23 protein-coding genes are annotated in these 26,453 nt (G+C 71.2%); 6 read left to right on the forward strand and 17 right to left on the reverse strand.

The features are described from left to right. Positions 1 to 24: 24 nt before the first annotated feature. Positions 25 to 753 (reverse strand): transporter substrate-binding domain-containing protein, encoded by a 729-nt coding sequence (locus FFS10_RS09145; protein WP_137893776.1) that lies wholly within the window; start codon positions 751 to 753, stop codon positions 25 to 27. Positions 754 to 880: 127 nt separating this feature from the next. After that, positions 881 to 2,425, reverse strand: a complete 1,545-nt coding sequence (gene hutH, locus FFS10_RS09150; protein WP_137893778.1) for a histidine ammonia-lyase — start codon at positions 2,423 to 2,425, stop codon at positions 881 to 883. A 119-nt stretch (positions 2,426 to 2,544) separates the two neighbouring features. Between hutH and hutC the strand changes: the two genes are divergently transcribed. Further along, the gene (hutC, locus tag FFS10_RS09155; protein WP_137893780.1) at positions 2,545 to 3,267 is read left to right on the forward strand and encodes a histidine utilization transcriptional repressor HutC; all 723 of its coding nucleotides are present in this window, start codon (positions 2,545 to 2,547) and stop codon (positions 3,265 to 3,267) included. An 18-nt stretch (positions 3,268 to 3,285) separates the two neighbouring features. On the opposite strand, the gene alr is transcribed toward hutC, so the two are convergent. From alr to FFS10_RS09185, 6 genes are all read right to left on the reverse strand, one after another. Continuing rightward, entirely contained in the window at positions 3,286 to 4,383 is a 1,098-nt protein-coding gene (gene alr / locus FFS10_RS09160; RefSeq protein WP_137893782.1) for an alanine racemase, read from the reverse strand. A gap of 142 nt (positions 4,384 to 4,525) precedes the next feature. Beyond that, complete coding sequence (locus tag FFS10_RS09165) at positions 4,526 to 6,001, reverse strand: amidase (RefSeq protein ID WP_137893784.1); 1,476 nt, start codon at positions 5,999 to 6,001, stop codon at positions 4,526 to 4,528. A 10-nt stretch (positions 6,002 to 6,011) separates the two neighbouring features. Further along, the gene (locus FFS10_RS09170) at positions 6,012 to 7,649 is read right to left on the reverse strand and encodes an ABC transporter ATP-binding protein (RefSeq protein WP_137893786.1); all 1,638 of its coding nucleotides are present in this window, start codon (positions 7,647 to 7,649) and stop codon (positions 6,012 to 6,014) included. 8 nt (positions 7,650 to 7,657) lie between these two features. After that, positions 7,658 to 8,530 (reverse strand): ABC transporter permease, encoded by an 873-nt coding sequence (locus FFS10_RS09175; protein WP_137893788.1) that lies wholly within the window; start codon positions 8,528 to 8,530, stop codon positions 7,658 to 7,660. A 7-nt stretch (positions 8,531 to 8,537) separates the two neighbouring features. Continuing rightward, entirely contained in the window at positions 8,538 to 9,479 is a 942-nt protein-coding gene (locus FFS10_RS09180; protein WP_137893790.1) for an ABC transporter permease, read from the reverse strand. Positions 9,480 to 9,513: 34 nt separating this feature from the next. Then, the gene (locus FFS10_RS09185) at positions 9,514 to 11,145 is read right to left on the reverse strand and encodes an ABC transporter substrate-binding protein (RefSeq protein ID WP_249931227.1); all 1,632 of its coding nucleotides are present in this window, start codon (positions 11,143 to 11,145) and stop codon (positions 9,514 to 9,516) included. Positions 11,146 to 11,390: 245 nt separating this feature from the next. On the opposite strand from FFS10_RS09185, the gene FFS10_RS09190 reads away from it, so the two are divergent. The 4 genes from FFS10_RS09190 to FFS10_RS09205 all read left to right on the forward strand — a co-directional run bounded on the left by FFS10_RS09190 (position 11,391) and on the right by FFS10_RS09205 (position 15,741). Further along, positions 11,391 to 12,839, forward strand: a complete 1,449-nt coding sequence (locus FFS10_RS09190) for an aminotransferase-like domain-containing protein (protein ID WP_171016118.1) — start codon at positions 11,391 to 11,393, stop codon at positions 12,837 to 12,839. Between the two features lie 186 nt (positions 12,840 to 13,025). Next, the gene (gene lplT / locus FFS10_RS09195; RefSeq protein ID WP_137893795.1) at positions 13,026 to 14,330 is read left to right on the forward strand and encodes a lysophospholipid transporter LplT; all 1,305 of its coding nucleotides are present in this window, start codon (positions 13,026 to 13,028) and stop codon (positions 14,328 to 14,330) included. Then, positions 14,330 to 15,238, forward strand: coding sequence for a DMT family transporter (locus FFS10_RS09200; protein WP_137893797.1), 909 nt, complete (start codon positions 14,330 to 14,332; stop codon positions 15,236 to 15,238). The genes lplT and FFS10_RS09200 overlap by 1 nt, the downstream gene beginning before the upstream one ends. 11 nt (positions 15,239 to 15,249) lie before the next feature. Then, positions 15,250 to 15,741, forward strand: a complete 492-nt coding sequence (locus tag FFS10_RS09205; protein ID WP_137893799.1) for a glutathione peroxidase — start codon at positions 15,250 to 15,252, stop codon at positions 15,739 to 15,741. A gap of 3 nt (positions 15,742 to 15,744) precedes the next feature. On the opposite strand, the gene FFS10_RS09210 is transcribed toward FFS10_RS09205, so the two are convergent. The 9 genes from FFS10_RS09210 to FFS10_RS09250 form a co-directional block, all read right to left on the reverse strand. Then, entirely contained in the window at positions 15,745 to 16,683 is a 939-nt protein-coding gene (locus tag FFS10_RS09210; protein ID WP_137893865.1) for a DMT family transporter, read from the reverse strand. A gap of 11 nt (positions 16,684 to 16,694) precedes the next feature. After that, on the reverse strand, positions 16,695 to 17,510 hold the full coding sequence (locus tag FFS10_RS09215) for a ProQ/FINO family protein (RefSeq protein ID WP_137893801.1): 816 nt from the start codon (positions 17,508 to 17,510) through the stop codon (positions 16,695 to 16,697). Between the two features lie 56 nt (positions 17,511 to 17,566). Then, positions 17,567 to 18,793 (reverse strand): glycolate oxidase subunit GlcF, encoded by a 1,227-nt coding sequence (gene glcF / locus FFS10_RS09220; protein ID WP_137893803.1) that lies wholly within the window; start codon positions 18,791 to 18,793, stop codon positions 17,567 to 17,569. Between the two features lie 2 nt (positions 18,794 to 18,795). Then, positions 18,796 to 19,863 carry a glycolate oxidase subunit GlcE gene (glcE, locus tag FFS10_RS09225; RefSeq protein WP_137893805.1) on the reverse strand — a complete coding sequence of 356 codons (1,068 nt, stop codon included), beginning with the start codon at positions 19,861 to 19,863 and terminating at the stop codon, positions 18,796 to 18,798. Between the two features lie 83 nt (positions 19,864 to 19,946). After that, positions 19,947 to 20,870: an SMP-30/gluconolactonase/LRE family protein gene (locus FFS10_RS09230; RefSeq protein WP_137893807.1), complete on the reverse strand. Its 924-nt coding sequence runs from the start codon at positions 20,868 to 20,870 to the stop codon at positions 19,947 to 19,949. Continuing rightward, complete coding sequence (locus FFS10_RS09235; RefSeq protein WP_137893809.1) at positions 20,867 to 21,730, reverse strand: aldose 1-epimerase; 864 nt, start codon at positions 21,728 to 21,730, stop codon at positions 20,867 to 20,869. Before FFS10_RS09235 ends, FFS10_RS09230 begins: the two co-directional genes overlap by 4 nt. Positions 21,731 to 21,866: 136 nt before the next feature. Continuing rightward, positions 21,867 to 23,426: an ammonium transporter gene (gene amt / locus FFS10_RS09240; protein ID WP_137893811.1), complete on the reverse strand. Its 1,560-nt coding sequence runs from the start codon at positions 23,424 to 23,426 to the stop codon at positions 21,867 to 21,869. A 77-nt stretch (positions 23,427 to 23,503) separates the two neighbouring features. Then, positions 23,504 to 23,842 carry a P-II family nitrogen regulator gene (gene glnK, locus FFS10_RS09245; RefSeq protein WP_137893813.1) on the reverse strand — a complete coding sequence of 113 codons (339 nt, stop codon included), beginning with the start codon at positions 23,840 to 23,842 and terminating at the stop codon, positions 23,504 to 23,506. A gap of 61 nt (positions 23,843 to 23,903) precedes the next feature. Continuing rightward, on the reverse strand, positions 23,904 to 24,635 hold the full coding sequence (locus FFS10_RS09250) for a TorF family putative porin (protein WP_137893815.1): 732 nt from the start codon (positions 24,633 to 24,635) through the stop codon (positions 23,904 to 23,906). 210 nt (positions 24,636 to 24,845) lie between these two features. On the opposite strand from FFS10_RS09250, the gene FFS10_RS09255 reads away from it, so the two are divergent. Continuing rightward, positions 24,846 to 26,372, forward strand: coding sequence for a YifB family Mg chelatase-like AAA ATPase (locus FFS10_RS09255; RefSeq protein WP_137893817.1), 1,527 nt, complete (start codon positions 24,846 to 24,848; stop codon positions 26,370 to 26,372). Positions 26,373 to 26,453: the final 81 nt, after the last annotated feature.

Below are 26,453 nucleotides of genomic sequence, written 5' to 3' on the forward strand. Positions count from 1 at the left end.
CGCGCCGAGAATCTTCAGAGGCCGTCAAGGCGCCACCGAAGCCCCCTCCACCCCATGATGCAGCAGCGCCCCGGCCACGAAGCCGCTGGCCTTCATGTCCTCCACATAAGCTGCCAGCGCGGCAGTGGCCTCGGGGCCGCGCGCCTTGGCCAGGCCCATGGCCTGGGCTATCACCATGAAGCGGCCGGGCAGCAGGCGCAGGCCGGGGCGGCCGGCGGCGTCGGCCTCGAGCTGCTGGCGCACGCCGGCCGCGACCTCCTGGCCCTGGGCCAGGAACTGCTGGACCACGGCCTGCGAGTTGGGCGCGCGCACGATCTCGGCCTGGTGCAGGGTGCGCGTGAGGTACAGGTCGTAGGCGCTGCCCTGGCCGACCACGACGCGCTGGCCGGGGCGGTCCACCTCGTCGTTGGACTGCAGGGGCGAGTCCGCGCGCACCAGGTAGCTTCCCTCGATCAGCAGGTAGGGCGCGGTGAAGGCGATCTCCTGGCCGCGCAGCGGGTCGATGGCGAAGAAGCCGATGTCGGCCCGGTCCTCGGCCACGGCCTGCACGGATTCAATGGCCTTCTCGAACACCACCAGTTCGAGTGCCACGCCCAGGCGCTCGGCCAGGCCGCGCGCCAGGTCCACCGAGACGCCGACGGCCTGGCCGGTGGCCGCGTCGCGCCGCGCGAGCAGGGGGTTGCCAAGGTTGATCGAGGCGCGCAGCGCGCCGGTGGGCGCGAAGGCTTGAATGAGGGTGGCGGGCAGGTTCATGGGGCTCCTTGGGCGGGGCCGCGCCGGGCGGCCCGGAGCATTCACTGTAACCCGGCCGCCCTGCCCTCACCCCGGCCCTCTCCCACAGGGAGAGGGAGGTCAGGCGGCAGCTTGAGCGGCGTGCCGCTCAGGCCGAGTGCGCCGCCACCTGCGGCAGCGCCAGCCCCACCGCCTGCGCCAGCGCGCCGCAGCGCACCAGGGCGATGGCGGCCTGCATGTCGGGCTGGATGTGGCGGTCTTCCTCCAGGCGCGGCACGCGCTCGCGCAGGGTGCGGCGCACGGCCTCCAGCGCGGCGCTGCTGTGCAGCGGGGCCTGGAAGTCGCAGCCCTGGGCCGCGGCCAGCAGCTCGATGCCGATCACGGCGGTGGCGTTCTCGACCATGGGCATGAGGCGGCGCGCGCCATGCGCGGCCATGGACACATGGTCCTCCTGGTTGGCCGAGGTGGGGATCGAATCCACGCTGGCCGGGTAGGCGCGCTGCTTGTTCTCCGACACCAGGGCCGCGGCCGTGACCTGCGGGATCATGAAGCCCGAGTTCAGGCCCGGGTGGGCGGTGAGGAAGGCCGGCAGGCCCGACAGCGCCGGATCCACCAGCATGGCGACGCGGCGCTCGGCCAGCGAGCCGATCTCGCAGACCGCCATGGCGATCATGTCGGCCGCGAAGGCCACGGGCTCGGCGTGGAAGTTGCCGCCCGACAAGGCCTCGCCCTCGGCAGTGAAGATCAGCGGGTTGTCCGACACGCCGTTGGCCTCGGTCTCCAGCAGGCCGGCGGCCTGGCGCAGCAGGTCCAGGCAGGCGCCCATGACCTGGGGCTGGCAGCGCAGGCAATAGGGGTCCTGCACGCGCTCGTCGCCCTGGGCATGCGAGGCGCGGATGGCGCTGCCGGCCAGCAGGGTGCGCAGGGCCTCGGCGGTCTCGATCTGGCCGCGGTGCTTGCGCAGGCGGTGGATGCGCGCGTCGAAGGGCGCGTCCGAGCCGCGCGCGGCATCGGTGGCCAGGGCGCCGGTCACCAGGGCCGCCTGGAACAGGCGCTCGGCCTCGAACAGGCCGGCCAGGGCATTGGCGGTGGAGAACTGCGTGCCGTTGAGCAGGGCCAGGCCTTCCTTGGGGCCCAGGGTCACGGGCTCCAGGCCGGCCTGGGCCAGGGCCTCGCGCGCGGGCAGGCGGCCGGCCGGCGTCTGGGCCTCGCCCACGCCGATCATCACGGCCGTCATGTGGGCCAGCGGCGCCAGGTCGCCCGAGGCGCCGACCGAGCCCTGCGAGGGCACGACGGGAATCAGGTCCTTGGCCAGCATGGCCTCCAGCAGGGCCAGGGTGGCGGGGCGGATGCCGGAGGCGCCCTGGGCCAGGCTGGCCAGCTTGAGCGCCATCATGAGCCGGGTCACGCTGGCGGGCATGGGCTCGCCCACGCCGGCGGCGTGCGAGAGCACGATGTTGCGCTGCAGGCGCTCGAGGTCGGAAGGCTCGATGCGCACGCTGGCCAGCTTGCCGAAGCCGGTGTTGACGCCGTAGACCGGCTCGCCGCGCGCGACGATGCGCGCCACGGTGTCGGCGCTGGCCTGCACGGCGGCCGCGCAGGCCGGGTCGAGCCGCGCGGCGGCGCCGAAGTAGATGGCGCGCCAGTCGGCCAGCGGCGCGGCGCCGGGATGCAGGGTGAGGGGGGTGCTCATGGGGGTCTCCTGGGATGCGAAGCGGGTCATAATGTATATACATAATAGCAGAGCCGACCGTTTTGGCATGTGTGCCACGGCCGGTTCCCATCCCCACCGTCTGGATAATCGTGCGCGACATGGAACCACTGCCCCCCACCTCGCTGCACCAGCGCATCCTGTCCGAGATCGAGGAGCTGATCCTCTCGGGGCGCTGGCCGCCGGGCTTTCACCTGCCGTCCGAGCTGGAGCTGGCCGAGAGCTACGGCTGCTCGCGCATGACGGCGAACAAGGCGCTGACCCAGCTGGCGCGCACCGGCCTGATCGAGCGGCGGCGCAAGGCCGGCAGCTTCGTGATGCGCTCGCAGTCGCGCTCGGCCGTGCTGCAGATCCAGGACATACGCGCCGAGGTGGCAGAGCTGGGCCTGCCCTACCACTACCAGATCCTGCAGCGCGAGCAGCGGCGCAGCGGGCGCGCCGACCGCGAGCGCCTGGTGATGGCGCAGACCGGCCCGGTGCTGGCCCTGGCCTGCCTGCATTACGCGGGCGAGCGCCCGTTCTGCCTGGAGGACCGGCTGATCAACCTGGCCGTGGTGCCCGAGGCGGCCGAGGAGGCGTTCGCCGAGCTGGCGCCGGGCGCCTGGCTGTTCGGCCGCGTGCCCTGGACCTCGGCCGAGCACCGCATACGCGCCGAGGGCGCCGACGCCGAGACCGCGCGCGCGCTCAAGCTGCGCAAGGGCACGCCCTGCCTGGTGATAGAGCGGCGCACCTGGAGCAGCGAGCACCCGGTGACCCAGGTGCGCCTGAGCTACCCCGGCGAGGGCCGGGAGCTGGTGGCCCGCTTCTCGCCGACGCAGGGCTGAGGCTCAGTGCCTGGGAGGCTAAGGCGCCACCGTCACCGGCACGCGCGGCGCCAGCGCACACATGAGCTCGTAGCCCACGGTGCCGGCGGCCTGGGCCACCTCGTCTATGGGCAGCAGGGCGCCGTTGCCGGCGCGGCCCCAGAGCGTGACCTCGCTGCCCAGGCCCGCCTCGGGCAAGACGCCGAGGTCCACCGCGATCATGTCCATGCTGACCCGGCCCAGGGTGCGCGTGCGAACGCCGTCGACCAGCACCGGCGTGCCGGTGGCGCAGTGGCGCGGGTAGCCGTCGGCATAGCCGCAGGCCACGACCCCGACGCGCAGGGGGCCGCTGGCGCGGAAGCTCGAGCCATAGCCCACGGCGTCGCCGGCCTGCAGCTGCTGCACGCCGATCAGGCGGGAGTTCAGGCTCATGGCGGGCTGCAGGCCCCAGTGGGCGGCGTCATGCTCGGGATAGTCCGGCACGCCGCCGTAGGCCGCGATGCCGGGGCGCACCCAGTCGGCGCGCACGGCCGGCTCCAGGCCGTGGCGCAGCGTGGCCGCGCTGTTGGCCAGGCTGCGCTCGCCGGGCAGGTCCTGGGTGGCCTCGGTGAAGCGGGCCAGCGGGGCGTCGATGCCGCCGGCCAGGTCGGCGTCGGCGAAATGCGTCATCAGCGAGATCTCGTCGACCTGCGGCAGGGCGTTCAGCCGCGTCCAGGCCGAGCGAAAGCGCGCCGGCGTGAAGCCCAGGCGGTTCATGCCCGAGTTGAGCTTGAGGAAGACCCGGTGCGGCTGGTGCGTCTTGTGGCTGGCCAGCATGTCGATCTGGGCGTCGCAGTGCACCGTGTGCCAGAGGTTCAGGCGCGAGCACAGCTCGAGGTCGCGCGCCTCGAACACGCCCTCGAGCAGCAGGATGGGGCCGCGCCAGCCGAGCTGGCGCAGGCGCTCGGCCTCGGCCAGGTCCAGCAGGGCAAAGCCGTCGGCGCCGCGCAGGCCTTCGAAGGCCCGCTCCAGGCCGTGGCCGTAGGCGTTGGCCTTGACCACGGCCCAGACCCGGGCGTCGGGCGCGGCGGCACGCAGGCGCGCGAGGTTGTGACGCAGGGCTTCGGTGTGGATGGTGGCGTGGATGGGACGGGGCATGGAGCGTCAGGGAAGGGGCTGGCGGTACCAGCGTATTCTGGCATCGGCGCCGCAGCGCCCCGCGGTCAGGGCGGGCACCACCACCCCAGCGTCAGGCGCCATGCCGGCAGCACAGCCGTGCCGGGAACCGCCTTCGCAAGGTTCAGGCGCTGCGCACGTGCACGCCGGGCTGGCGGCCGTCGTTCCAGCGGCCGCCCAGGGCGCGCTCGATCTGCGCCGCGAGCTGCAGCAGCAGGCCATCGTTGGCCTGTCTGGCCTGCGCCTGGATGCCGAAGGGCAGCCCGTTCTCCTGCCGCGCCATCGGCAGCGAGATGGCCGGGATGCCGCACAGGTTCGACAGCGGCGTGTAGGCGAAGAACTTCCACAGGTTGGCGAACCAGTCCAGCACATCCGGGTTGTCGCTGATCGTCAGGTACTCCATGGTGCCCACGCGCGGCGTGGGCAGCGCGGTAATGGGCGTGAGGATGATGTCCCAGTCCTCGAAGAAGCTGCCGAACGCGCGCGCCGTGCTGTTGAACACGCCCTGCATCTGGTAGCGCTCGGCGTACGACATGTCCTTGCCCGCCTCCCAGATGCGGATGTTGATCGGCTCGATCAGCTCAGCCGGCGGGCGCGCGAGGCCGCGCCCGGCCAGCATGCCGTTGATGACCTGCGCGAAGTTGCTGATGTAGCAGGTGGTCTGTGCGGCGAAGGCGGCGCGCAGGTCCGCCTGGGGCAGCGCCCACTCCACGTGGTGACCCAGGCCTTCCAGGAAGCGGCCGGCGCGCTCCAGCTCGGCCACGATGTGCGGCGTGGCGCGGTAGTCGCCCCACTCGTGCGAGAGCGCGATGCGCAGGCGGCCCGGGTCCTTGCGGATCAGCTCGGCATAGGGCTCGGGCGGCATCCAGTAGGGCATGAACTCGCCCGGCGCGCCGCCGCGGCAGACGTCGACGAAGGTGGCGGTGTCGCGCACCGTGCGGCTGTGGCAGCCCTGGATCGACACGTAGCCGGTGATGTCCGACAGGTGGGGGGCTATGGAGAACACGCCGCGCGAGGGCTTCAGGCCGATGTTGCCGTTGAAGCCAGCCGGGATGCGGATGGAGCCACCGCCGTCCGTCGCATGCGACATGGGCACCACGCCCGCCGCCACGATGGCGGAGGTGCCGGCGGAGGACCCGCAGGTGGTGTAGTCGGTGTTCCAGGGATTGCGCGTGACGTAGACCGCCGGGTTCTCGGCCGAGCTGCAGACGCCGAATTCCGGCGTGGTGGTGCGGCCCATCAGGTTCAGGCCAGCGTTGCGCATGCGGCTGGTGAGCCAGGTGTCGGCCGTGGGACGGTTGCCGCGCATGAAGAGCGAGCCCTGCTCCTGCAGCCGGCCCTTGAGCGTGGGGCCCAGGTCCTTCATGAGGAAGGGCACGCCGGCGAAGGGGCCGTCGGGGTTCATGCCGTCCTTGCGCGGATCGGCCACCACGTCCTCGAACACCTCGACCACGGCGCTCACCGCGGGGTTGACCTTCTCCACGCCGGCGGCGGCCTGCCGCGCCAGCTCGGCGGGCGTCACTTCGCCCTTGCGCACCCGTTCGGCCAGGCCCACGGCGTCGTGCGCGGCCCACTCGTCCCAGCTCATTGCCAATGTCATGTTGTCTGTCCTATTGAGAGATGGCGTGCCGATGCCCCAGCTCGGCGCTCGGCGCTGCCGCCAGCAGCTTGCGTGTGTACGGGTGCGCGGGGCGGGCGAAAACCTCCGAGGTCAAGCCCTCTTCCACGATCCGCCCCTGGTGCATCACGATCACGCGGTCGCACAGCTGGGCGGCCACGCGCAGGTCGTGCGTGATGAACAAGAGCCCCAGGCCCAGCTCAGCCTGGATGCTGCGCAGCAGGTCGAGGATCTGCGCCTGCACCGACACGTCGAGCGCGGACACGGCCTCGTCGGCCACCAGCACCTGTGGCTGGCAAGCGATGGCGCGCGCGATCGCCAGGCGCTGGCGCTGGCCGCCGGAAAATTGGTGCGGGTAGCGCTCGAGCGCCTGGCGCGGCAGCTGGATGCGGTCCATCAGCTGCTCGGCCGTCTGGCTCGCCTGGCGCGCGTCCATGCCGAAATTGATCGCGCCCTCGACCATGGAGGAGCCGACGCGGCGGCGCGGGTTGAGCGAGCGGTTCGGGTCCTGGAACACCACCTGCACGCGCGAGCGCAGCGGGCGCAGCCGGCCTTCGGACAGGTCCTGCACCTCGGTGTCGCCCCACTGGATGATGCCCGCGCTTGGGTCAATCAGGCGGATCATGCAGCGCGCCAGCGTGGACTTGCCCGAACCCGATTCGCCGACGATGCCCACGGTCTCGCCGCGGTGCACGGCCACGGCCGCATCGTGCAGCGCGGTGTTGTGGCGCGCGCGGCCCAGCCAGTCGCGCCGCACGTAGGTCTTGCTCACGCCCCGGCCCGCCAGCATCGGCGGGCCGCCGGCCGGCGCGCGCGGCGCGGGCGGCGTCATGCCGGGTACGGCGTCGAGCAGCATGCGGGTGTAGGCCTCGCGCGGCTGCAGCAGCACCTGCTCGCACGGCCCCTGCTCCACCACCTGGCCGCGGTGCATCACCATCACCTCGTCGGCGATCTCGGCGACCACGCCCATGTCGTGCGTGATGAACAGCACGGCGCTGCCCTGCTCGGCCTGCAGCTCGGCGATCAGCTTGAGGATTTCGGCCTGCGTGGTCACGTCCAGCGCGGTGGTCGGCTCGTCGCAGATCAGCAACCTGGGCTTGAGGACGATGGCCATCGCGATCACGATGCGCTGGCGCTGCCCGCCCGAGAGCTGGTGCGGGTAGCTCGCATAGATGCGCGCGGGCTCGGGCAGGCGCACGCGCTCGAAGATGGCGAGGATGTGCGCGCGCCGCTTGGCCGCCGGCCAGCCGGTGTGGGTGCGCAGCAGCTCGTCGACCTGCTCGCCGCAAGTATGCACCGGGTTAAGCGCGGTCATGGGCTCCTGGAACACCATGGCCATGCCGGTGCCGCGCAGGGCGCGCAGGCGCGGCTGCGGCAGGTAGCGGCCGTCGGCCAGCAGGGTCTCGCCCGCCAGCGCGATGCGGCCGGCGCGGATCTCCAGCCCCTTGGCGAGCAGACCCATCACGGTGGTGGCCAGCACCGACTTGCCGGAGCCCGATTCGCCGACGATGCACAGCGTGCGGCCGGCGCGGATGCGCAGCGAGAGGTTCTCGATCGCAAACGGCCGGTCGGCGTCGGCGGGCAGGGCCACCTGCAGGCCTTCGACGTGGAGGATGGTCTGGTCGGTCATGGCTGGGCTCACACGCGTTGGGAGAATTTGGGGTCGAGCACGTCGCGCAGGCCGTCGCCGAGCAGGTTGATGGCCAGCACCGTGGGCACCAGGAACAGGGCCGGGAACATCACGTTGCCGGGGCTCTGCGAGAACTGCACGCGGCCTTCGGCCATGATGCTGCCCCAGGTCGGCACGTCGGCCGGCAGGCCCAGGCCGAGGAAGCTCAGGATGGCCTCGGTCAGCACGGCCGAGGCGGCGATGAAGGTGCCCTGCACGATCAGCGGCGCCAGCGCGTTGGGCAGGATATCGCGCCACAGGATCACGGCGTTGGGCGTGGCCAGCGCACGCGCCGCCTCGACGAAGGGTTCGTCGCGCAGACCCATGACCAGCGCGCGCACCAGCCGCGTGACGCGCGGCACTTCAGGCACGGCAATGGCGAGGATCACGGTGGACAGGCTGGCGCCCAGCACGGCCACCAGCGTGATGGCCAGCAGCACCGCAGGGATGGCCATGAGGCCGTCCATGACGCGCATGAGCACGGCATCGACCGCGCGGAAGTAGCCGGCCAGCATGCCCAGCAGGCAGCCGAGCAGCACCGCCACCGCGGCGGTGAAGAGACCCACCGTGAGCGAGATGCGGGTGCCGTAGAGCACCCGGCTCCAGACGTCGCGCCCGAAGCTGTCGCTGCCCATCCAGAACGTGTGGGCGACCTGCCTGCCATCGAGCAGCGTCACCTGGCCGGCGGTGCCGGCGGGCGCCGAAACGAAGGAGGCATCCATCGCGGAAGGGTCCAGCGTGCCGAGCCAGGGCGCGAGCAACGCCAGCAGTGCCAGAACGGCCAACACCGCGGCGGCGCCGCGCACCGCACCGTTACGCCAGAGTCTTTTCCAGGTGTTCATGTCGGGTTCAGTAGCGGATGCGCGGGTCGAGGAAAAGGTAGCTCACGTCGACCAGCAGGTTGATCAGCACGTAGGTCAGCGCGAAGAACAGCACCACGCCCTGCAGCACCGGAAAGTCGCGGTTAAGCACCGCATCCACCGTCAGCTGGCCCAGGCCGGGAATGGCGAACACGGTCTCGGTCACCACCACGCCGCTCAGCAGCAGAGCGGCGCTGACACCGATCACCGTCATCACCGGCACGGCCGCATTGCGCAGCGCGTGGTGCGTGAGCACCGCCCTCTCTTTGATGCCCTTGGCGCGCGCGGTGCGGATGTAGTCCTCGGTCAGCGCCTCGCTCACGGAGGCACGGGTCACGCGCGCCAGCAGCGCCACGTAGGTCACGGCCAGCGTGAGACAGGGCAGCGCGAGCTGCATGAACCAGGGGCCGAGGCCCGCCGCGAGGCGCTGGTAGCCCTGCACCGGGAACCACTTCAGCTGCAGCGCGAAGACGTAGATCAGCACGTAGCCGATAACGAACACCGGCACCGAAAAGCCGGCGACGCAAAAGGCCATGACCGCGCGGTCCAGCCAGCCGCCCATGCGCCAGGCCGCCAGCGTGCCCAGTGGCAGCGCGATGGCGATCGCCAGCAGCAGCGTGCCGCCGGCCAGCGAGAGCGTGGGCTCCATGCGCTGGGCGATCAGTTCCAGCACGGGCTTGTTGAGGAAGAACGAATAGCCCAGATCGCCCCGCAGCACGCCCTCGCTCCAGATGACGAACTGCGTCCACAGCGGCTTGGCGAGGCCGAGCTGCTCGCGGATGCGGGCGATGTCCTCGCTGGTGGCGCCGTTGCCGCCGATGACGGCCGCCGGATCGCCCGGCGTGAGGCGCACGATCATGAACACCGCGATGGCTACCACCAGCAGCACGGGCAGCGTGGCCAGCAGGCGTTTGCCGAGAAATGTCAACATGCCGGATTCCCTGTCGGGATCCGCCCGCGGCGGATCACTGCTTCTTGATGTTCCAGTAGACCTGCGCGCCGGCCGGCACGATGCCGGTGACGCCCTTGCGCACCGCCGCGGGCACGCTGTACTGGCCCAGCGGCACGTGGCTGACGGTCTCGAAGGCGCGCAGCTGGGCGGCTTCCGCGAGCTTCTTCTTCTCGGCGTCGGTGCCGGCGCGGGCGAACTGGGCCTTGATCCCCTCGAGCTTGGCGTCGTCCTGCCAGCCGAACCAGCCCTTGTCGCCGCGCGCGTTCATCATGGCCATGGTCAACGGGTTCTGGATGTCCTCGGCCACCCAGGCGGTCAGGAAGGCGTTCCAGCCGCCGGCCGAGGGCGCGTCCTTCTTGGCGCGGCGCGACACCAGGGTCTGCCAGTCCATGGTCTGCAGGTCGACCTTGAAGCCGGCCTGTTCGAGCTGCTGCTTGGCCACCAGCGGCAGCTTGCTGATGGGCGCCTGGTCGGTCGGCCGCATCAGGACGATGGGCTCGCCCTTGTAGCCGGCTTCCTGCAGCAGCTGCCGGGCCTTCTGCGGGTTGGCGACGCCGGTGTAGTCGCCTGTGGCCTGCGACTCGAAGGCCGTGCCGCAGGGGAACATGCTCTTGCAGAACTTGTACAGGCCGGGCGTGCCCACCTGGGTCTTGAGGAACTGCTCCTGGCCCATGGCAATCATCGCCGCATGGCGGATCTTCTCGTTGTTGAACGGCGGCTGCAGGTGATTGAAGCGGAAGATGTACTGCAGGCCCGAAGGCTGCGCATCGACCAGCTGGATGTTCGGATTGACGCGCAGCGTGGCGTACTGCTCGAACGCCGGCTGCTCAAGGATGTCGGCCTCGCCGGCGATCAGCGCATTCATCTGCGTCTGCGGATCCCGGATGATCAGCCACTCGACGCGGTCCACGTAGACCTGCTTGCCGCCGGTGGTGCCCGAGGGCGCCTCGGCGCGCGGCTTGTATTTCGGGTTCTTGGCGAACACCACGCGTTCGCCGGGCTTGAACTCATCGGCCCTGAAGATGAAGGGGCCGGAGCCGATGGTTTCCTTGATTTGCTGGTCGCCCGGCGTGTCCGCCACGCGCTTGGGCATGATGAAGGGCACGTTCGACGAGGGCTTGCCCAGGGCCTCGAGCACCAGTCCGAAGGGCTCCTTGAGCACGATGATGAAGGTCTTCGCGTCCGGCGTCTCGTACCTGTCGATGGACTTGGCGAGCAGGCCGCCCAGCGTATCGCGGCTGGACCAGCGCTTGAGTGAAGCCACCACGTCCTCGCTGGTGACGGGCTTGCCGTCGTGGAACTCCAAGCCGTCGCGCAGCGTGAAGGTCCAGGACTTCTTGTCCTTGGAAACAGCCCACTTGTCGACCATCTGCGGCTTGATCCCGCCCTGGGCGTCGGTGCCGAACAGCGTGTCGTAAACCATGTAGCCGAAGTTGCGCGTCACGTAGGCCGTGGTCCAGATCGGATCGAGGATGGTGATGTTGGACTGGGCGATGATCTTGAGGGTGGAAGCCGGCGCCTGGGCCTGCGCCGGCAGCGCGGCCGCGAGCACCAGCCCGGCCGCCATGCCGCAGGCGAGCTGGCGGCGCGAGAGCCCGCGCCGGATGGCTGGTGCGACGGCGCTCATGACATCGATCTTCTGCATTTGCATGTCCATTCCGGGAGAGAAGCCTTCCATGACAGGCCGGGGCCCGCCGCCAGCACCCCCTGCACGCAAGCAAAGAGGCATGAAGGAAATGTAGGGGCCGCCTCCCCTGTTGGATATATACAGTTGCGGCGCTGTGCGCTATAACAGTTGCACCGATGCATGCAGGATTTCCCGCATGGGTCGGGCAGATGTACATAGACAGTGCATCGCCCGTCGCAACGCCCTGCGGGAACCAGGACCACGTGATCACTATCAACAGCAAGCTGCCCACGCCCTTGGTGCGCCAAGTCTACGATGCGCTGGTCGACAAGATCAACAAGGGCGCTCTGCGCGCGGGCACGAAGCTCGAATCGGTACGCAGTCTGGCGCGGCACTGCGGCATCAGCACCATGACGGTGACCAACGCCTACAACCGGCTGGTCGCCGAAGGCTATATCGAGGCGCGCCCGGCCAGCGGCTACTTCGTCACCGCCGCCATCAGCCGCACCACGGTGCAGCGGCGCAAGCCCTTCGTGGGCAATACCTCGGTGGATTCGCTGTGGCTGCTGCAGCGCGTGTACGAGGACGACGCCACCCTGCTCAACGCGGGCTGCGGCTGGCTGCCGCCCGACCATCTCTACATCGACGGCCTGCGCCATGCCCTCGCGGGACTGGCGCGCAAGCAGGCCGCGAGTTTCGCGAGCTACGGCACGCCCTACGGCTACCTGCCGCTGCGCCAGCAGGTGCAGACGCAGCTGGCGGCGCGCAGCATCGACGCCGCGCCGCACCAGATCGTGCTCACCCATGGTGCGTCGCAGGCGCTGGACCTGGTGGCGCGCTGCCTGCTTCAGTCGCGCGACACGGTGCTGGTGGACGACCCGGGCTACTGCAACCTCTTCCCTACGCTGCGCGCGCTCGATGTGCGGCTGATCGGCGTGGAGCGTACACCCGAGGGGCCCGACGTCGAGGCGCTGCAGGCGCTCGCGCAGCGCTACCGGCCCAAGGCGTTCTTCACCAACACCAACCTGCACAACCCCACGGGCGGCTGCTGCACGCCTGCAGCCTCGCACCAGATCCTGCGCCTGGCCGAGCAGTACGACTTCCGCATCGTGGAGGACGACATCTTCGCGGGCCTGCAGCCGGCGGCCGCCCACAGCATCGCCAGCCTGGACCAGCTGCAGCGCGTGGTGCACATAGGCAGTTTTTCCAAGACCATCTCGCCCACCCTGCGCGTCGGCTTTGTCGCCTGCAACGAGGACATGGCCGAGAGGCTGGTTTACCTGAAGATGGCCAGCGGCCTCACCACGTCCGAGCTCAGCGAGAAGCTGGTGCACGCGGTGCTGGTGGAAGGCCACCACCGAGCGCACCTGGCGCGGCTGGCCGAGAACCTGGCAGTCGAGCAGCGGGCCGTGTGCGACGGGCTGGCCGCCGCGGGCATGCGGCTGTTCACCCGGCCCACGGGCGGCCTGTTCGTGTGGGCCGGCTTTGCGCCAGACATGGTGGACGTGCGCGAGGTGGCGCAGCGCGCGGTGGCCGAGGGCATCATGCTCGCGCCGGGCTACCTGTTCCGGCCCGACCAGCAGCCCTCGCCCTGGCTGCGCTTCAACGTCGGCTACTCGAACGACCCGCGCCTGTACCGCTTTCTGGCCGCGCAGGTCCGGGCGTTCGGCGCCGGCCCGGCCAAGTCGCCCCAGGCCAGCACCAGGGACTGAGCAGTCCGCCGGGCCGGCGCCTGGCTTCGCCCAGCGCGCCTGCAAAACAGCGGCCCTGCCGCACAATGGTGCACGGATACAGGCCGCCGGACCGTCACGGGCGGCGTGATATAACCCGCTGTCACTTGGAGACACACTTTTTTCTGACCCCGGCATCCCCCGGCCATTGCCCATGACAGCCATTCGATGAAGCGCGGTTTCTACACCATCATGTCGGCGCAGTTCTTCAGCTCGCTGGCCGACAACGCGCTGTTCGTGGCCGCCGTCGAACTGCTGCGCAGCGGTGGGGCCGCCGAGTGGCAGCGCGCCGCCCTGGTGCCGATGTTCGCGCTGTTCTACGTGATCCTCGCGCCCTTCGTAGGCGCCTTCGCCGACGCCCTGCCCAAGGGCAAGGTGATGTTCATCAGCAACGCGATCAAGGTGGTGGGCTGCCTGCTGATGCTGGTCGGGCTGCACCCGCTGGCGGCCTATGCCATCGTGGGCCTGGGCGCGGCGGCCTACTCGCCGGCCAAGTACGGCATCCTGACCGAGCTGCTGCCGGCCTCCCAGCTGGTCAAGGCCAACGGCTGGATCGAGGGCCTGACCATCGCCTCCATCATCCTGGGCGTGCTGCTGGGCGGCCAGCTGGTCGGCCCCATGCTCGCGCCCACCATGCTGTCCTTCGACTTCCCGGTGCTCACCACCGGCGTGGACACGGCGCCCGAGGCGGCGATCTTCGTGCTGATCTTCGTCTACGCCGTGGCGGCCTGGTTCAACACCCGCATTCCGCACACTGGCGTGGAGATGCGGCCCATGCGCAGCGACCCGCGCCTGGGCACGCTGCGCAACGCGCTGCGCCTGCTGCCCGACTTCTGGCACTGCAACTACCGGCTCTGGCAGGACAAGCTGGGCCAGATCTCGCTGTCCACCACCACGCTGTTCTGGGGCGTGAGCGGCAACCTGCGCTACATCGTGCTGGCCTGGAGCGCCGCCGCGCTGGGCTACAGCACCACCGAGGCCTCATCCCTGGTCGGCGTGGTGGCGATAGGCACCGCCGTGGGCGCGGTGGTGGCCTCGGTGCGCATGCGGCTGGACATGGCGACCTCGGTGATCCCGCTGGGCGTCGCCATGGGCCTGCTGGTGATAGGCATGAACTTCATCGGCAACGTCTGGGTGGCGGCGCCCTTCCTGGTGCTGCTGGGCGGCCTGGGCGGCTTCCTGGTGGTGCCGATGAACGCGCTGCTGCAGCACCGCGGCCACAACCTGATGGGCGCCGGGCGCTCGATCGCGGTGCAGAACTTCAACGAGCAGGCCTGCATCCTGGGCCTGGGCGCGTTCTACAGCCTGTCCACTGGCATGGGCCTGTCGGCCTTCGGCGCGATCACGGCCTTCGGCGTGGTGGTGGCCGGCGTGATGTGGCTGATCCAGCGCTGGCACAAGACCAACCTCGTGCGCTACCGCGCGGAGGTCGAGCACCTGCTGGCCATCGCCCGTAGCGACACGCACCATTGATGCCCGGCCACGCGCCCCTGCTTCCCACCCTCGCGCTGCTGCTCAACGCCCTGGTCTGGGGGCTGTCCTGGTGGCCGTTCCGCCAGCTCGAGCGGCTGGGCCTGCACCCGCTGTGGGCCACGGCCATGGTCTACCTGCTCTCGCTGGCCTGCCTGCTGGCCTGGCGGCCCGGCGCCTGGCGCGGCTGGAGCCGCCAGCCCCTGCTGTGGCTGCTGATGCTGGCCACGGGCCTGTCCAACGTGGGCTTCAACTGGGCCGTGACCGTGGGCGACGTGGTGCGCGTGGTGCTGCTGTTCTACCTGATGCCGGCCTGGTCCATCCTGCTGGCCTGGTGGCTGCTCGGCGAGCGGCCCACGCGCGCCGCGCTGGGCCGGCTGGCGCTGGCCCTGAGCGGGGTGCTGATCGTGCTCAAGGCGCCGGACTCGGCCTGGCCCTGGCCCGAGACCGCGGCCGACTTCCTGGCCCTGCTGGGCGGCTTCAGCTTCGCGCTGACCAATGTGCTGCTGCGCCGGCTGCACCGCACGCCCGAGGCCTCGCGCGCCCTGGCCATGTTCGGCGGCGGCGCGGGGATGGCGAGCGCGGTCGCGCTGCTGGGCCTGACCCTGGGCAGGGGCGGCGTCACGCCGCTGCCGGCCCCCTCCGCCGACTGGCTGGTGCTGGGCGGGCTGCTGAGCCTCGCATTCCTGGCCGGCAACCTGGCCCTGCAGTACGGCGCGGCGCGCTTGCGCGCCCATGCCACGGCGCTGATCATGCTGTCCGAGGTGGTGTTCGCCAGCCTGTCCTCGGTGCTGCTGGGCGCGGCCGAGCTGTCGGCGCGCACCCTGGCGGGCGGCGCGCTGGTGATCCTGGCGGCCGCGCTCTCGGCCTGGCCGACGCGCGTCGAGCGCAGCGCGCTGGCCGGCTCCTGAACGGAGGAACCATGACCACGGCTTACGACTTCGACGCGCCCCGCATCGACGGCCGGCCCCAGCCGCTGGCCGCCTGGCGCGGCCAGGTGCTGCTGATCGTCAACACCGCCAGCGCCTGCGGCTTCACGCCGCAGTACGCAGGCCTGGAGCAGTTGCACAAGGCTTACGGACCGCGCGGCCTGGTGGTGCTGGGCTTCCCCTGCAACCAGTTCGGCCGCCAGGAGCCTGGCCCCGAGCACGAGATCGCGGCCTTCTGCGCAAGCAACTACGGCGTGGACTTTCCGATGATGGCCAAGCTCGAGGTCAACGGCCCCGGCGTCCACCCGCTGTACCGCTGGCTCAAGGACCAGGCCCCCGGCCTGCTCGGCACCCGGGCCATCAAGTGGAACTTCACCAAGTTCCTGGTCGGCCGCGACGGCCGGGTGCTGCGCCGCTACGCCCCGCGCACCCCGCCCGCGCAGCTGGCCGGCGACATCGAGGCGGCGCTGGCGGTAAAGGCCTGAACCTCAGGCGGTGGTCTGGCGCTGAAAGGCGCGCACGCCCAGCACCACGCCGGCCACCAGCAGGGCGATGCCCGCACCCGTGCCGAGGTCGGGCCCCTGGCCGCGGTGCCAGAAGCCGTAGGCCAGGGCCGCCAGGGTCTCGAACACGATGAGCTGGCCGCTCAGCGAGGTGGGCAGGCGCTGGCTGGCGCGGCTCCAGGCCAGGGTGCCCAGCCAGGAGGCGAACAGGCCCATGGCCAACATCAGCAGCAGGAACAGGCCGGGCCGGGGGCCCAGGCCGGCCCAGCCGCTGGCGGCGAACGCGCCCTCGCCCGGCCACAGCAGGTAGCCTATCCAGCCCAAGGCCGCCAGCGGCAGCGTGGCCAGGCCCTGGGCCGTGGTCCAGGCGGTGGCCGACAGGGCCGGGTGGCGCTGCAGCCAGCGCGCGTTGCGTATCGGGTACCAGGTCCAGGCCGCGACGGCCACCCCGGTCAGCGCGGCGCCCAGCGAGTAGGCCCCGGCTCCGCCGGCCTCGACCCGCGCCATTTCCGAGCGGTTGACCAGGGCGATGCCGGCGGCGATCAGGCCCAGCGAGGGCGCCAGCCTGGCCCAGGGCAGGGCCCGCTCGTGCCAGTTGGCGCAGACCGCGATCACCACCGGCAGCGCGCCGATGATCACGCTGGCCAGCGGCACGCCCGCGGCCTGGATGCCGGCCGACAGGAACAGGTAATAAAGGATGTTGCCCACCAGGGACAGCTTGAAGGCCTCGGCCCAGTCGGCGCGCGTGAGCGCGGCCAGGCGCGCGCGGTCGGGCAGGGCCAGCAGCAGGGCCACCAGGCCGAAGGCCAGGTAGCGGCCGAAGGCCAGGGCCGGCGGCGGGTAATCGGGCAGCAGGGCCGGCGCGACGAACACCAGCCCCCACATCAGGCCCGCCGCCAGCGCGTAGGCCACGCCGGCGAACAGGTCCCTGGGGCTCACGCGACGATCTCGCGGCGGCGTTGCGCGCGCGCCAGGGTGCGCTCGGCGGCGCGCGGGTCCAGCCCGTAAAGCTCGGCGAAGGCCGGCACGGCCTGGCCGCTGGCCTCGAAGGCGCGCAGCAGGGCCTCGTCCTTGGCGGCGCGCGCGGCGGCCTCGGCCAGGGCCTCGTCGAGCAGGGCGTTGGCCGACTCGTCGCGTCCGCGCACCCGCTCGGCATAGGCCTCGCGCGTCAGGCCCGAGGCCTCGAAGGCCTGGAGCAGGCGCTCGCGCAGCTTGGCGCGCGGGTCCTCGCCCTCGCGCGGCTTGCGCCGGCGGAACACCTCGAGCAGGGCATGGTGCTGATGTTCGGGCGCCACGGCCTCCACGGCCTGGCCCTGCAGGTCGCGGCGCGGCTGGCCCGAGGCCATGGCCGAGAGGTAGCGCGTGGAGCGGGTGTGCAGGGCCAGCGCGGCCTTCAGCGCCTCGGGCTCGAGGTCCGCGCCATGGGCGGCCAGCAGGTCTTCGAAGATGCCGCGCTTGAGCGGCGCCGGCGCCTCGCCGAACAGGCGCGGGTAGAGGCCGGCCAGCCGCTCGAGCAGGGGGTGGCTGCGGCGCGGCGCGGCGGGACGGTCCGGCCGGGGCGCCGCGGGCGCGGCCGCCTGGGGGGACGGGCGCCCCCCGCGGCCAGCGCCCCGGCGGCCGCGCCGCGCGCCGCGGGGGGCGGCAGGTCTGGCCGGGGCGGCAACTTCGGCGGCTTTCACCTCGGCAGGCGTGGCGGCAGGCTCGGCGGCCACAGCGGAAAGGGGGGCCTGGTCGGGCAGGGTGTCGGTCATGGCGTGACGAAGCGGCGGGTCAAAACCCGCCATCATGCCAGCCCCGGCGAATCGGGTCAGCCGGCCAGGGCTTGGTCGAGCAGCTCGACCCAGTGCCGCACCGGCGTGTCGGTGCCGCTTTGCAGGTGGGTAATGCAGCCTATGTTGGCGCTGGCTATGCACTCGGGCTGGCTGGCCTGCAGCTGGGCCAGCTTGCGGTCGCGCAGCTGCAGGCTGAGCTCGGGCTGGAGCACCGAGTAGGTGCCGGCCGAGCCGCAGCACAGATGCGATTCGCTGGCCGCGAGGCGCAGCTCGAAGCCGAGTTCGCCCAGGTGCTTTTCCACCCCGCCGCGCAGCTGCTGGCCATGCTGCAGCGTGCAAGGGGGGTGGAAGACGACGCGGCCGGCTGGCGCCTTGACCCGACCGCGCAGCGCGGCCACGAGATCGGGCAGCAGCTCGCTAAGGTCCCTCGTGAGCTCGCCGATGCGGCGCGCCTTGGCCGCGTAGGCCGGGTCGTGCTGCAGCAGATGGCCGTATTCCTTGACCGTGACGCCACAACCCGAGGCGTTCATGACGATGGCCTCGACCTGGCCTTGCTCGACCAGGGGCCACCAGGCGTCTATGTTGGCGCGCATCTGCGCCAGGCCCCCTTCCTGGTCGTTCAGGTGGAACCTGACCGCGCCGCAGCAGCCGGCCTCGGGCGCGACCAGGGTCTGGATGCCGGCGGCGTCGAGCACGCGCGCCGTGGCGCTGTTGATGTTGGGCATCATGGCGGGCTGCACGCAGCCGGCCAGCATCAGCACCTTGCGCGCATGGGTGCGGGTCGGCCAGCTGCCGGCCGCCTGCTTCGGCGGCACCTTGGCCTGGAGCTTGGCGGGCAGCAGGCCGCGCACGGCCTGGCCCAGCTTCATGGCCGGGGCGAACAGCGGCGAGGGCAGGCCTTGCTTGAGCGCCCAGCGCAGCACGCGCTCGCCGGCCGGGCGCGGCACCTTGGCCTCGACGATCTTGCGGCCTATGTCGACCAGGTGGCCGTACTGCACGCCCGAGGGGCAGGTGCTCTCGCAGTTGCGGCAGGTCAGGCAGCGGTCCAGGTGCAGCTGGGTCTTGCGCGTGGGCTCGGCGCCCTCGAGCACCTGCTTCATCAAATAGATGCGGCCGCGCGGCCCGTCGAGCTCGTCGCCTAGCAGCTGGTAGGTCGGGCAGGTGGCGGTGCAGAAGCCGCAGTGCACGCATTTGCGCAGGATGGCCTCGGCCTCGCGGCCTTCGGGTGTGTCCTGGAATTCGGGGGCGAGATGGGTCTGCATGGTCAGAATTCAGAGTACAGGCGGCCGCGGTTGAAGATGCCCGCCGGGTCGAACTGGGCCTTTAGCTCGCGGTGGATGCGGTCCAGCGGCGGCGCCAGCGGCGTGAACACGGGCGTACGGTCGTCGCCGCCGCGGAACAGCGTGGCATGGCCGCCGGCACGCGCCGCCGCGGCGCGCACGCGCTCGGCATCGCCCACCGGCAGCCAGACCCAGCGCTGCGCCCCGCCCCACTCCACCAGGGTGGGGCCGATATCCAGCGCGGCGGCCGTGTCGGGCAGGCTCAGGCGCCACAGCGCCTGGCCGGGCCGGGACGCGAAGAAGGGCAGGGTCTGCTCGCGCAGGTTCTGCCACAGGGGATCGGCCGCCCCGTCCACGGCCTGGCCGCCCATGGTTTTCTGCGCCGCGGCCACGGCAGCGCGCGCGCCGCGCAGGCGCAGGGCCAGCCGGCCCGCCTGCCAGCAGCAGGCGTTGATGGGCAGGGGCTGGCCGCCCCAGCGGTTGAGCTGGATGCGCGCGGCGTCTTCGTCCATGTCGAACCACAGGGTGGCCTCGGCCGGCGCCATGGGCAGCACCTTGAGGCTGACCTCGACGATCAGGCCCAGGGTGCCGAGCGCGCCGGCCATCAGGCGGCTGAGGTCGTAGCCGGCCACGTTCTTCATGACCTGGCCGCCGAAACTCAGCAGTTCGGCGCGGCCGTTGAGCAGGCTGAGGCCCAGCACGTAGTCGCGCACCGCGCCCACGCTGGCGCGCGCCGGGCCGTTCAGGCCGCTGGCGACCATGCCGCCCACGGTGGCGCCGGGGCCGAAATGCGGCGGCTCGAAAGGCAGGCACTGGCCGCGCTCGGCCAGCGCGGCCTCGAGCTCGGCCAGCGGCTGGCCGGCGCGCGCCGTGACCACCAGCTCGCTGGGCTCGTAGCTCACGATGCCGCTGAGCGCGCGGGTGTCCAGCGGCTCGCCGACCAGGGACTGGCCGTAGAAGTCCTTGCTGCCGCCGCCGCGTATGCGCAGCGGCTGGCCGTGGGCGGCGGCTTCGCGCACGGTCTCGGTGAGGGTCTGAAGGGCGGAATCCATGCGGCCATGGTAAGTCCATCCATCCCGCCGCGACCGCTGTGCGGGCTTGATGTTTTTGAACGAGGCTTGTGCGCTTTTTTCGTTCAGTCCTGGAAGAAGTTGACCGGCAGGCCCGGCTGGTCCACGCGCAGCGCGAACACGCAGCCGGCCTGCGGCTGCTCGGCCAGCTCGCGCGCGCTGCGTCCATGGCGCGCCGTGGTCAGGTACAGCGTCCTGAGGTCCGCGCCACCGAAGCAGGCCATGGTCGGGCATTGCACCGGCGTGGGCAGCTCGGCCAGCAGCTCGCCGGCCGGCGAGAGCTTGAGCAGGCGGCGCCCCTCGTACTGGGCCGACCAGTAATTGCCCTGGGCATCTACCGCGGCGCCGTCGGGCCGGCCGCCGTAGGGCGCGGCGGCCGGGTCGCCCCAGGCCCAGCCGGGCGGCTTGGGGGGCATCTGCTGGAATACGCGCGGGTTCGAGAGCTGGTTGGCCTCGGCGTCCCAGTCCCAGGCGCGGATGCGGTGCGAAGAGGTGTCGGCCCAGTACAGGATGCGCGCGTCGGGCGACCAGGCCAGGCCGTTGGCCACCGTGGCCTCGCCGGCCATGCGCGTCAACGCCGGCGCGCGGCCGCCCCGCGCGTCGAGCGCATAGAGCGCCGCGGCGGCCTGGTCGCGCGGCTCGTACAGGGTGCCGACCCAGAAGCGGCCCAGGGCGTCGCACTTGCCGTCGTTGCTGCGCGCGGTGGCGCTGTCGTGCGGCAGGCGCGCCAGGCATTGCAGCTCGCCGCCCCATTGGCGCGCACGGTAGATGCCGTCGCGCAGGCCCAGCACCAGGCCGCCGCTGGCGGCCGGCGCGATGCAACCGGGCTCCTGAGGCAACTCCCAGCGCTCGACGGCGCCGCCGGCATCGGCGCGCAGCACGCTGCGCCGCGCGATGTCGATCCAGTACAGACGCTGCTCCACGGGGTGCCAGAACGGGGATTCGCCGAGCTCGCAGGGCTGGTCCACGAAGGTCTGCCAGGAAGTCATCGCACGGCCTCCACCTCGATGCGCATCTGCGCGCTCATGGTCTCACCGGGCTGCAGCACGCGCAGGCCCAGGTCCTCGGCGCGCTGGCCGGCCGCGACCAGGTTGGCGGCGTTGTTGACATGGCTGACCGGCTCGATGGCGACGGTGTCGCGCGCGCCGTTGGTGAACACGACCAGGCAGCCGAGGTCGGAGCGGATGCGCATGCGCAGGGCCTCGTCGCGCAGCTGGACCAGGCCGTCCCAGCCGTCGAAGCAATGGTCCAGGTCGAGCGAGGCGCAATCGGTGTCCAGGCCCTGCACGCTGGCGCGCCGGGTCGGCAGCTTGTCCTCGCCCATCTCCCAGCGCCCCTGGGCCTGGAAGGCAATGTGGCTGCCCGGGCGCTTGACGAAGAAGGGATGCCAGCCCAGGCCGGCCGGGACCGGCTGTCCGGCCTGGTTGCTGAGGCTGAGCCTGAGCTCCAGCGCATCGGGCGTCAGGCGGAACTCCTGGGTGCTGGCGAAGGCGAAGGGCCAGGCGGCGTCGGGCAGGTGCTGGTAGGCGAGCCTGGCCGACTGCGCGTCGGCCGCCAGCACCTGCCAGGGCTGCTGCCAGCCCACGCCGTGGATGGCGTGCGGCTCGGGCGGGTTGTTGGCCGCCAGCGGGTAGCTCTGGCCCTGCCACTGCAGCAGGGCCTGGGCTATGCGGTTCGAATAGGGCACCAGCGGGTAGCTGGCGGACTGGCGCGACGTGGCGAGCTGGGCCGCCGGCTGGCTGCGCAGCACCGGCAGCTCGCCCAGCCAGAGCCCGACGATGCAGCCGCCCAGGGCAGGGGCGATCTCGCAGCGCAGCCGCTCGCTGGACAGTTGGAGGGTATGGGTCATGGACGGTATCGGATGAAATCTGGCCGACGCATTGTGCACGCAGGCCCTGCCGGGCGCTCCAATGGAAAAGGCCCGCCGGAGGCGGGCCCTGGATGCCGGGAACCGCCGGCCTGCCAGGGCAGGCCGCGGGCACGGATCAGCGGTTGTAGGCGGTTTCGCCGTGGGACGTGATGTCCAGGCCTTCGCGCTCGTGCTCCTCGCTGACGCGCAGGCCGATCGTGAGGTCGACGATCTTGTAGGCGATGAAGGACACCACGCCGGACCAGACGATGGTCAGCAGCACGGCCTTGGCCTGGGTCCAGACCTGGGCCGCGATCGAGTAGTCGGCGGCCGTCACCACGCTGGCGGTGACCCAGTCGGCCACGAAGCCCGGGCCGCCCAGGCTGGGCGAGTTGAACACGCCGGTCAGCAGGGCGCCGACGATGCCGCCCACGCCGTGCACGCCGAACACGTCCAGCGAGTCGTCCGCGCCGAGCAGCTTCTTGAGGCCGTTGACACCCCACAGGCAGGCGAAGCCGGCGATCAGGCCGATCACCAGGGCACCGCCGATGCCGACGTTGCCGGCGGCCGGCGTGATGGCCACCAGGCCGGCCACGGCGCCCGAAGCGGCACCCAGCATCGAGGCCTTGCCGCGCATCAGCGCCTCACCCACGCACCAGGCCAGCACGGCGGCGGCGGTGGCGACCAGGGTGTTGATGAAGGCCAGGGCGGCGAAGCCGTTGGCTTCCAGGGCGGAGCCGGCGTTGAAGCCGAACCAGCCCACCCACAGCAGCGAGGCACCGACCATGGTCAGCGTCAGGCTGTGCGGCGCCATGGACTCACGGCCGTAGCCGATGCGCTTGCCCACCAGGAAGGCGCCCACCAGGCCGGCCACGGCGGCGTTGATGTGCACCACGGTGCCGCCCGCGAAGTCGAGCGCGCCCCACTGCCAGATCAGGCCGGCCTTGGCGGTCATCGCGTCCACCACTTCCTTGCCGGTGTAGGCGTCCGGGCCCATCCAGAACCAGACCATGTGCGCCACGGGCAGGTAGCTGAAGGTGAACCAGATCGTCATGAACAGCAGCACGGCGGAGAACTTGATGCGCTCGGCGAAGGCGCCGACGATCAGCGCGCAGGTGATGCCCGCGAAAGTGGCCTGGAAAGCGGCGAACACGATCTCGGGGATCACCACGCCCTTGCTGAAGGTCGCGGCGTTGGCGAAGGTGCCGGCTGCGTTGTCCCAGATGCCCTTCATGAACAGCCGGTCGAAGCTGCCGAAATAGGCATTGCCCTCGGTGAAGGCCAGGCTGTAGCCGTAGATGAACCACAGCACCACGATCAGCGAGAAGGTGACCATGACCTGCATCAGCACGGACAGCATGTTCTTGCTGCGCACCAGGCCGCCGTAGAACAGGGCCAGGCCGGGCACGACCATCAGGATCACGAGCAGGGTGGAGACCAGCATCCAGGCGGTATCGCCCTTGTTGGGCACCGGTGCCGGAGCGGCGGCGGCTTCGGCCGGCTTGGCTTCGGCAGCGGCAGGCGCGGCCGCAGCAGCGGCGGCGGGCGCCGCTGCGGGAGCGGCTTCGGCGGGCTTGGCTTCGGCGGCGGCCGGTGCCGTCGCCGCCGGCGCGGCGGCAGGCGCCTGGGCCGACACGAGGCCGGCGCCCATCAGCAGGCTCAGGCCCAAGGCCAGGGAGGCAAGCAGTTTCTTCATGTCCGTGTTCTCTCGTCTTGTGCTTTATTCGGGAAGGACAGGCCGGGCGCGGCGCGCGCCAGCCGGTCCCGCAAATCTCACAATGCTTCCTTGCCGGTCTCGCCGGTGCGGATGCGGATCACCTGCTCGAGGTCGTAGACGAAGATCTTGCCGTCGCCGATCTTGCCGGTGCGGGCGGCACCCTCGATGGCTTCGATGACGCGCTCGACCAGGTCGTCGGCCACGGCGGCCTCGATCTTGACCTTGGGCAGGAAGTCGACCACGTATTCCGCGCCGCGGTACAGCTCGGTGTGGCCCTTCTGGCGGCCGAAGCCCTTGACTTCGGTCACGGTGATGCCCTGCACGCCCATGCCGGACAGGGCTTCGCGCACCTCGTCCAGCTTGAACGGTTTGATGATCGCTGTCACCAGTTTCATTTGGGGTTCCTCTCGGTTTGAAAGAGCGCGGCGCCGGGCGCCGCGCTGCTGTGGTCTGTGTTTACAGGGTCTTAGTGAGCGTCACGATCAAGGCGCTCTTGTTGACCGACTTGCTGGCATCGATGGCGTAGGGGTAGGACGCCTTCTTGTTGGCGCCGACCACCGCGCCGGTCAGCGAGACGCCGCCGCCGAAGTCGTAGGAGGCGCCAACGCTGTAGTCGGTGTAGTCGGCAGCGCCGGTGACTGCCTTGAAGTTGGTGAAGCCCACCGAGGCCTTCAGGGTCACGTTCTTGGCGACTTCCTGGGCATAGGCCAGGTTCAGGTAGCCCGTGCCCTTGCCGTCGTCGGTGGCCTTGCCGACGCCGAAGTAGCCGTCCGACACGGTGTGCGAGTACTTGGCCGTGAACGGGCCGTAGCTCACGGCACCGTAGAGCTCGGTGGTGTTGCCGAAGTTGTTGCCCGGGTACAGGTAGGCCAGTACGCCCACGTCGAAGCCCAGAGCGCCGGAGCTGAACTTGTAGCCGCCGTAGACGTCGCTCTCGAGGCTGTTGCCGCTCAGCCAGTCGACGCTGGAGTTCCAGTTGCCGACGTAGAAGCCGGTCCCGCCGAAGGCGTAGTCGAAGCCGCCCTGGATCGCCGGCTTGAAGGTCTTGGTCCGGCTCTGGTCCTGATCCTGTCCACGGAACTTGTAGTTGCTGGTGAGGCTGACGTTGGCGGTCAGCTGGGCGCTGGCCAGCATGGGCAGGGCAGCCAGGGCGGCAACGGCGAGAACTTTGGCGGACTTCGATGTCATCGACTTCTCCATTGGTAGGTTGTTGAAAGGAGCTTCTCAAACCAAGCATGGAACGTGCCAATTTGTCACAGGGCATGATCCGTGCACCCTGGCCGGCCTTGCCGCGTTTGACCACTAAGATGGTCCCGCACAAGGCACCAACAATGTGCATTACGCCACGATTTGCAGCAGAAAACCGTTCAATGCACCAGTCTTGGGAGGAAAGTATCCATGAGTTTGTCTTTGGTGCAAAGTCGCGCCGTTCTGGGGCTGGAAGCGCCGGCGGTCACCGTGGAGGTGCACTTGGCCAACGGCCTGCCGAGCTTCACCCTGGTCGGCCTGGCCGAGGTGGAGGTCAAGGAAGCGCGAGAGCGCGTGCGCTCGGCCCTGCAGAACGCGGGCCTCGAGTTCCCGCATGACAAGCGCATCACCGTGAACCTGGCGCCGGCCGACCTGCCCAAGGACTCGGGCCGCTTCGACCTGCCTATCGCCCTGGGCATCCTGGCCGCCAGCGGGCAGATAGCCGGCGCCCGCCTGGCCGGCCACGAATTCGCGGGCGAGCTCTCGCTGTCGGGCGAATTGCGCCCGGTGCGCGGCGCGCTGGCCATGAGCCTGGCCCTGCACCAGCAGGGCGTGGCTAGCCGCCTGGTGCTGCCGCCCGGCAGCGCCGAGGAGGCCGCCCTGGTGCCCGACGCCCAGGTGTACCGCGCGCGCCACCTGCTCGACGTGGTTCAGCAGTTTCTGCCCGCCCCCGCGGCCCCGGCCGAGGGCGAAGGCTGGGCCCGCGTGACGCCCGCGATTCCGTGCGAGGCCGCTCCCGGCCCGGACCTGGCCGACGTCAAGGGCCAGGCCGCGGCCAAGCGCGCGCTGGAGATCGCCGCCGCGGGCGGCCACAGCCTGCTGCTCGTCGGCCCGCCCGGCTCGGGCAAGTCCATGCTCGCCCAGCGCCTGGCCGGCCTGCTGCCGCCCATGACGGTGGTCGAGGCGCTGGAGAGCGCGGCGCTGGCCAGCCTGGGCGGGCGCTTCTCGCTGGCCCACTGGTCGCAGCGGCCTACGGCCAGCCCGCACCATTCGGCCAGCGCCGTGGCCCTGGTCGGCGGCGGCTCGCCGCCGCGGCCCGGCGAGATTTCGCTGGCCCACCACGGCGTGCTTTTCCTCGACGAACTGCCCGAGTTTCCGCGCGCCGCGCTGGAGGCGCTGCGCGAGCCGCTGGAGACCGGCCGCATCGCGATCGCGCGCGCGGCGCGGCGCGCCGAGTTCCCGGCGCGCTTCCAGATGATCGCGGCCATGAACCCCTGCCCCTGCGGCTACCTGGGCGCCGCAGGCCGCAGCTGCCGCTGCACGCCCGACCAGGTGTCGCGCTACCAGGGCAAGCTCAGCGGCCCGCTGCTCGACCGCATCGACCTGCATGTGGAGGTGCCGGCCCTGCCCGCCGAAGAGCTGCTGCGGGCGCCGGCCGGCGAGGGCACGGCCGCCATCCGCGAGCGCGTGGTCGGGGCCCGGCAGCGCGCGCTGGACCGCCAGGGCAAGCCCAACCAGGCGCTTCAAGGGCGCGAGATCGACGCCCAGCTGGCGCTCGACGACCAGGCCCTGCGCTTCACCCAGACCGCCGCCGCCCGCCTGGGCTGGTCGGCGCGCAGTACGCACCGGGTGCTCAAGGTCGCGCGCAGCATCGCGGACCTGGCGGGCGCCGCCGGGGTGGGCGCAGCCCATGTGGCCGAGGCCATACAGTACCGGCGGGCGCTGCGGCCGGCCTGACGCCGGGGCGGCGTCCCGAATCCCCAGCCGACATCAGGGGCTCGCGCCCGTGCGCCCCTGCGCCGCGCCGCATCGTGCTTT

This window comes from Ramlibacter sp. 2FC (assembly GCF_005503345.1).
Taxonomy (GTDB): Bacteria; Pseudomonadota; Gammaproteobacteria; order Burkholderiales; family Burkholderiaceae_C; genus SCMQ01.

Excerpts from the sequence above, each read along its gene's own strand:
- FFS10_RS09205 (WP_137893799.1), top strand. The coding sequence starts at position 15,250 with ATGACCACGGCTTACGACTTCGACGCGCCCCGCATCGACGGCCGGCCC.
- glcF (WP_137893803.1), bottom strand. The coding sequence starts at position 18,793 with ATGCAGACCCATCTCGCCCCCGAATTCCAGGACACACCCGAAGGCCGC.
- FFS10_RS09170 (WP_137893786.1), bottom strand. The coding sequence starts at position 7,649 with ATGACCGACCAGACCATCCTCCACGTCGAAGGCCTGCAGGTGGCCCTG.
- hutH (WP_137893778.1), bottom strand. The coding sequence starts at position 2,425 with ATGAGCACCCCCCTCACCCTGCATCCCGGCGCCGCGCCGCTGGCCGAC.
- glnK (WP_137893813.1), bottom strand. The coding sequence starts at position 23,842 with ATGAAACTGGTGACAGCGATCATCAAACCGTTCAAGCTGGACGAGGTG.
- glcE (WP_137893805.1), bottom strand. The coding sequence starts at position 19,863 with ATGGATTCCGCCCTTCAGACCCTCACCGAGACCGTGCGCGAAGCCGCC.
- FFS10_RS09175 (WP_137893788.1), bottom strand. The coding sequence starts at position 8,530 with ATGAACACCTGGAAAAGACTCTGGCGTAACGGTGCGGTGCGCGGCGCC.
- FFS10_RS09230 (WP_137893807.1), bottom strand. The coding sequence starts at position 20,870 with ATGACTTCCTGGCAGACCTTCGTGGACCAGCCCTGCGAGCTCGGCGAA.
- FFS10_RS09185 (WP_249931227.1), bottom strand. The coding sequence starts at position 11,145 with ATGCAGAAGATCGATGTCATGAGCGCCGTCGCACCAGCCATCCGGCGC.
- FFS10_RS09165 (WP_137893784.1), bottom strand. The coding sequence starts at position 6,001 with ATGACATTGGCAATGAGCTGGGACGAGTGGGCCGCGCACGACGCCGTG.
- FFS10_RS09255 (WP_137893817.1), top strand. The coding sequence starts at position 24,846 with ATGAGTTTGTCTTTGGTGCAAAGTCGCGCCGTTCTGGGGCTGGAAGCG.
- FFS10_RS09180 (WP_137893790.1), bottom strand. The coding sequence starts at position 9,479 with ATGTTGACATTTCTCGGCAAACGCCTGCTGGCCACGCTGCCCGTGCTG.
- lplT (WP_137893795.1), top strand. The coding sequence starts at position 13,026 with ATGAAGCGCGGTTTCTACACCATCATGTCGGCGCAGTTCTTCAGCTCG.
- FFS10_RS09235 (WP_137893809.1), bottom strand. The coding sequence starts at position 21,730 with ATGACCCATACCCTCCAACTGTCCAGCGAGCGGCTGCGCTGCGAGATC.
- FFS10_RS09145 (WP_137893776.1), bottom strand. The coding sequence starts at position 753 with ATGAACCTGCCCGCCACCCTCATTCAAGCCTTCGCGCCCACCGGCGCG.
- amt (WP_137893811.1), bottom strand. The coding sequence starts at position 23,426 with ATGAAGAAACTGCTTGCCTCCCTGGCCTTGGGCCTGAGCCTGCTGATG.
- FFS10_RS09200 (WP_137893797.1), top strand. The coding sequence starts at position 14,330 with ATGCCCGGCCACGCGCCCCTGCTTCCCACCCTCGCGCTGCTGCTCAAC.
- FFS10_RS09250 (WP_137893815.1), bottom strand. The coding sequence starts at position 24,635 with ATGACATCGAAGTCCGCCAAAGTTCTCGCCGTTGCCGCCCTGGCTGCC.
- FFS10_RS09215 (WP_137893801.1), bottom strand. The coding sequence starts at position 17,510 with ATGACCGACACCCTGCCCGACCAGGCCCCCCTTTCCGCTGTGGCCGCC.
- alr (WP_137893782.1), bottom strand. The coding sequence starts at position 4,383 with ATGCCCCGTCCCATCCACGCCACCATCCACACCGAAGCCCTGCGTCAC.
- hutC (WP_137893780.1), top strand. The coding sequence starts at position 2,545 with ATGGAACCACTGCCCCCCACCTCGCTGCACCAGCGCATCCTGTCCGAG.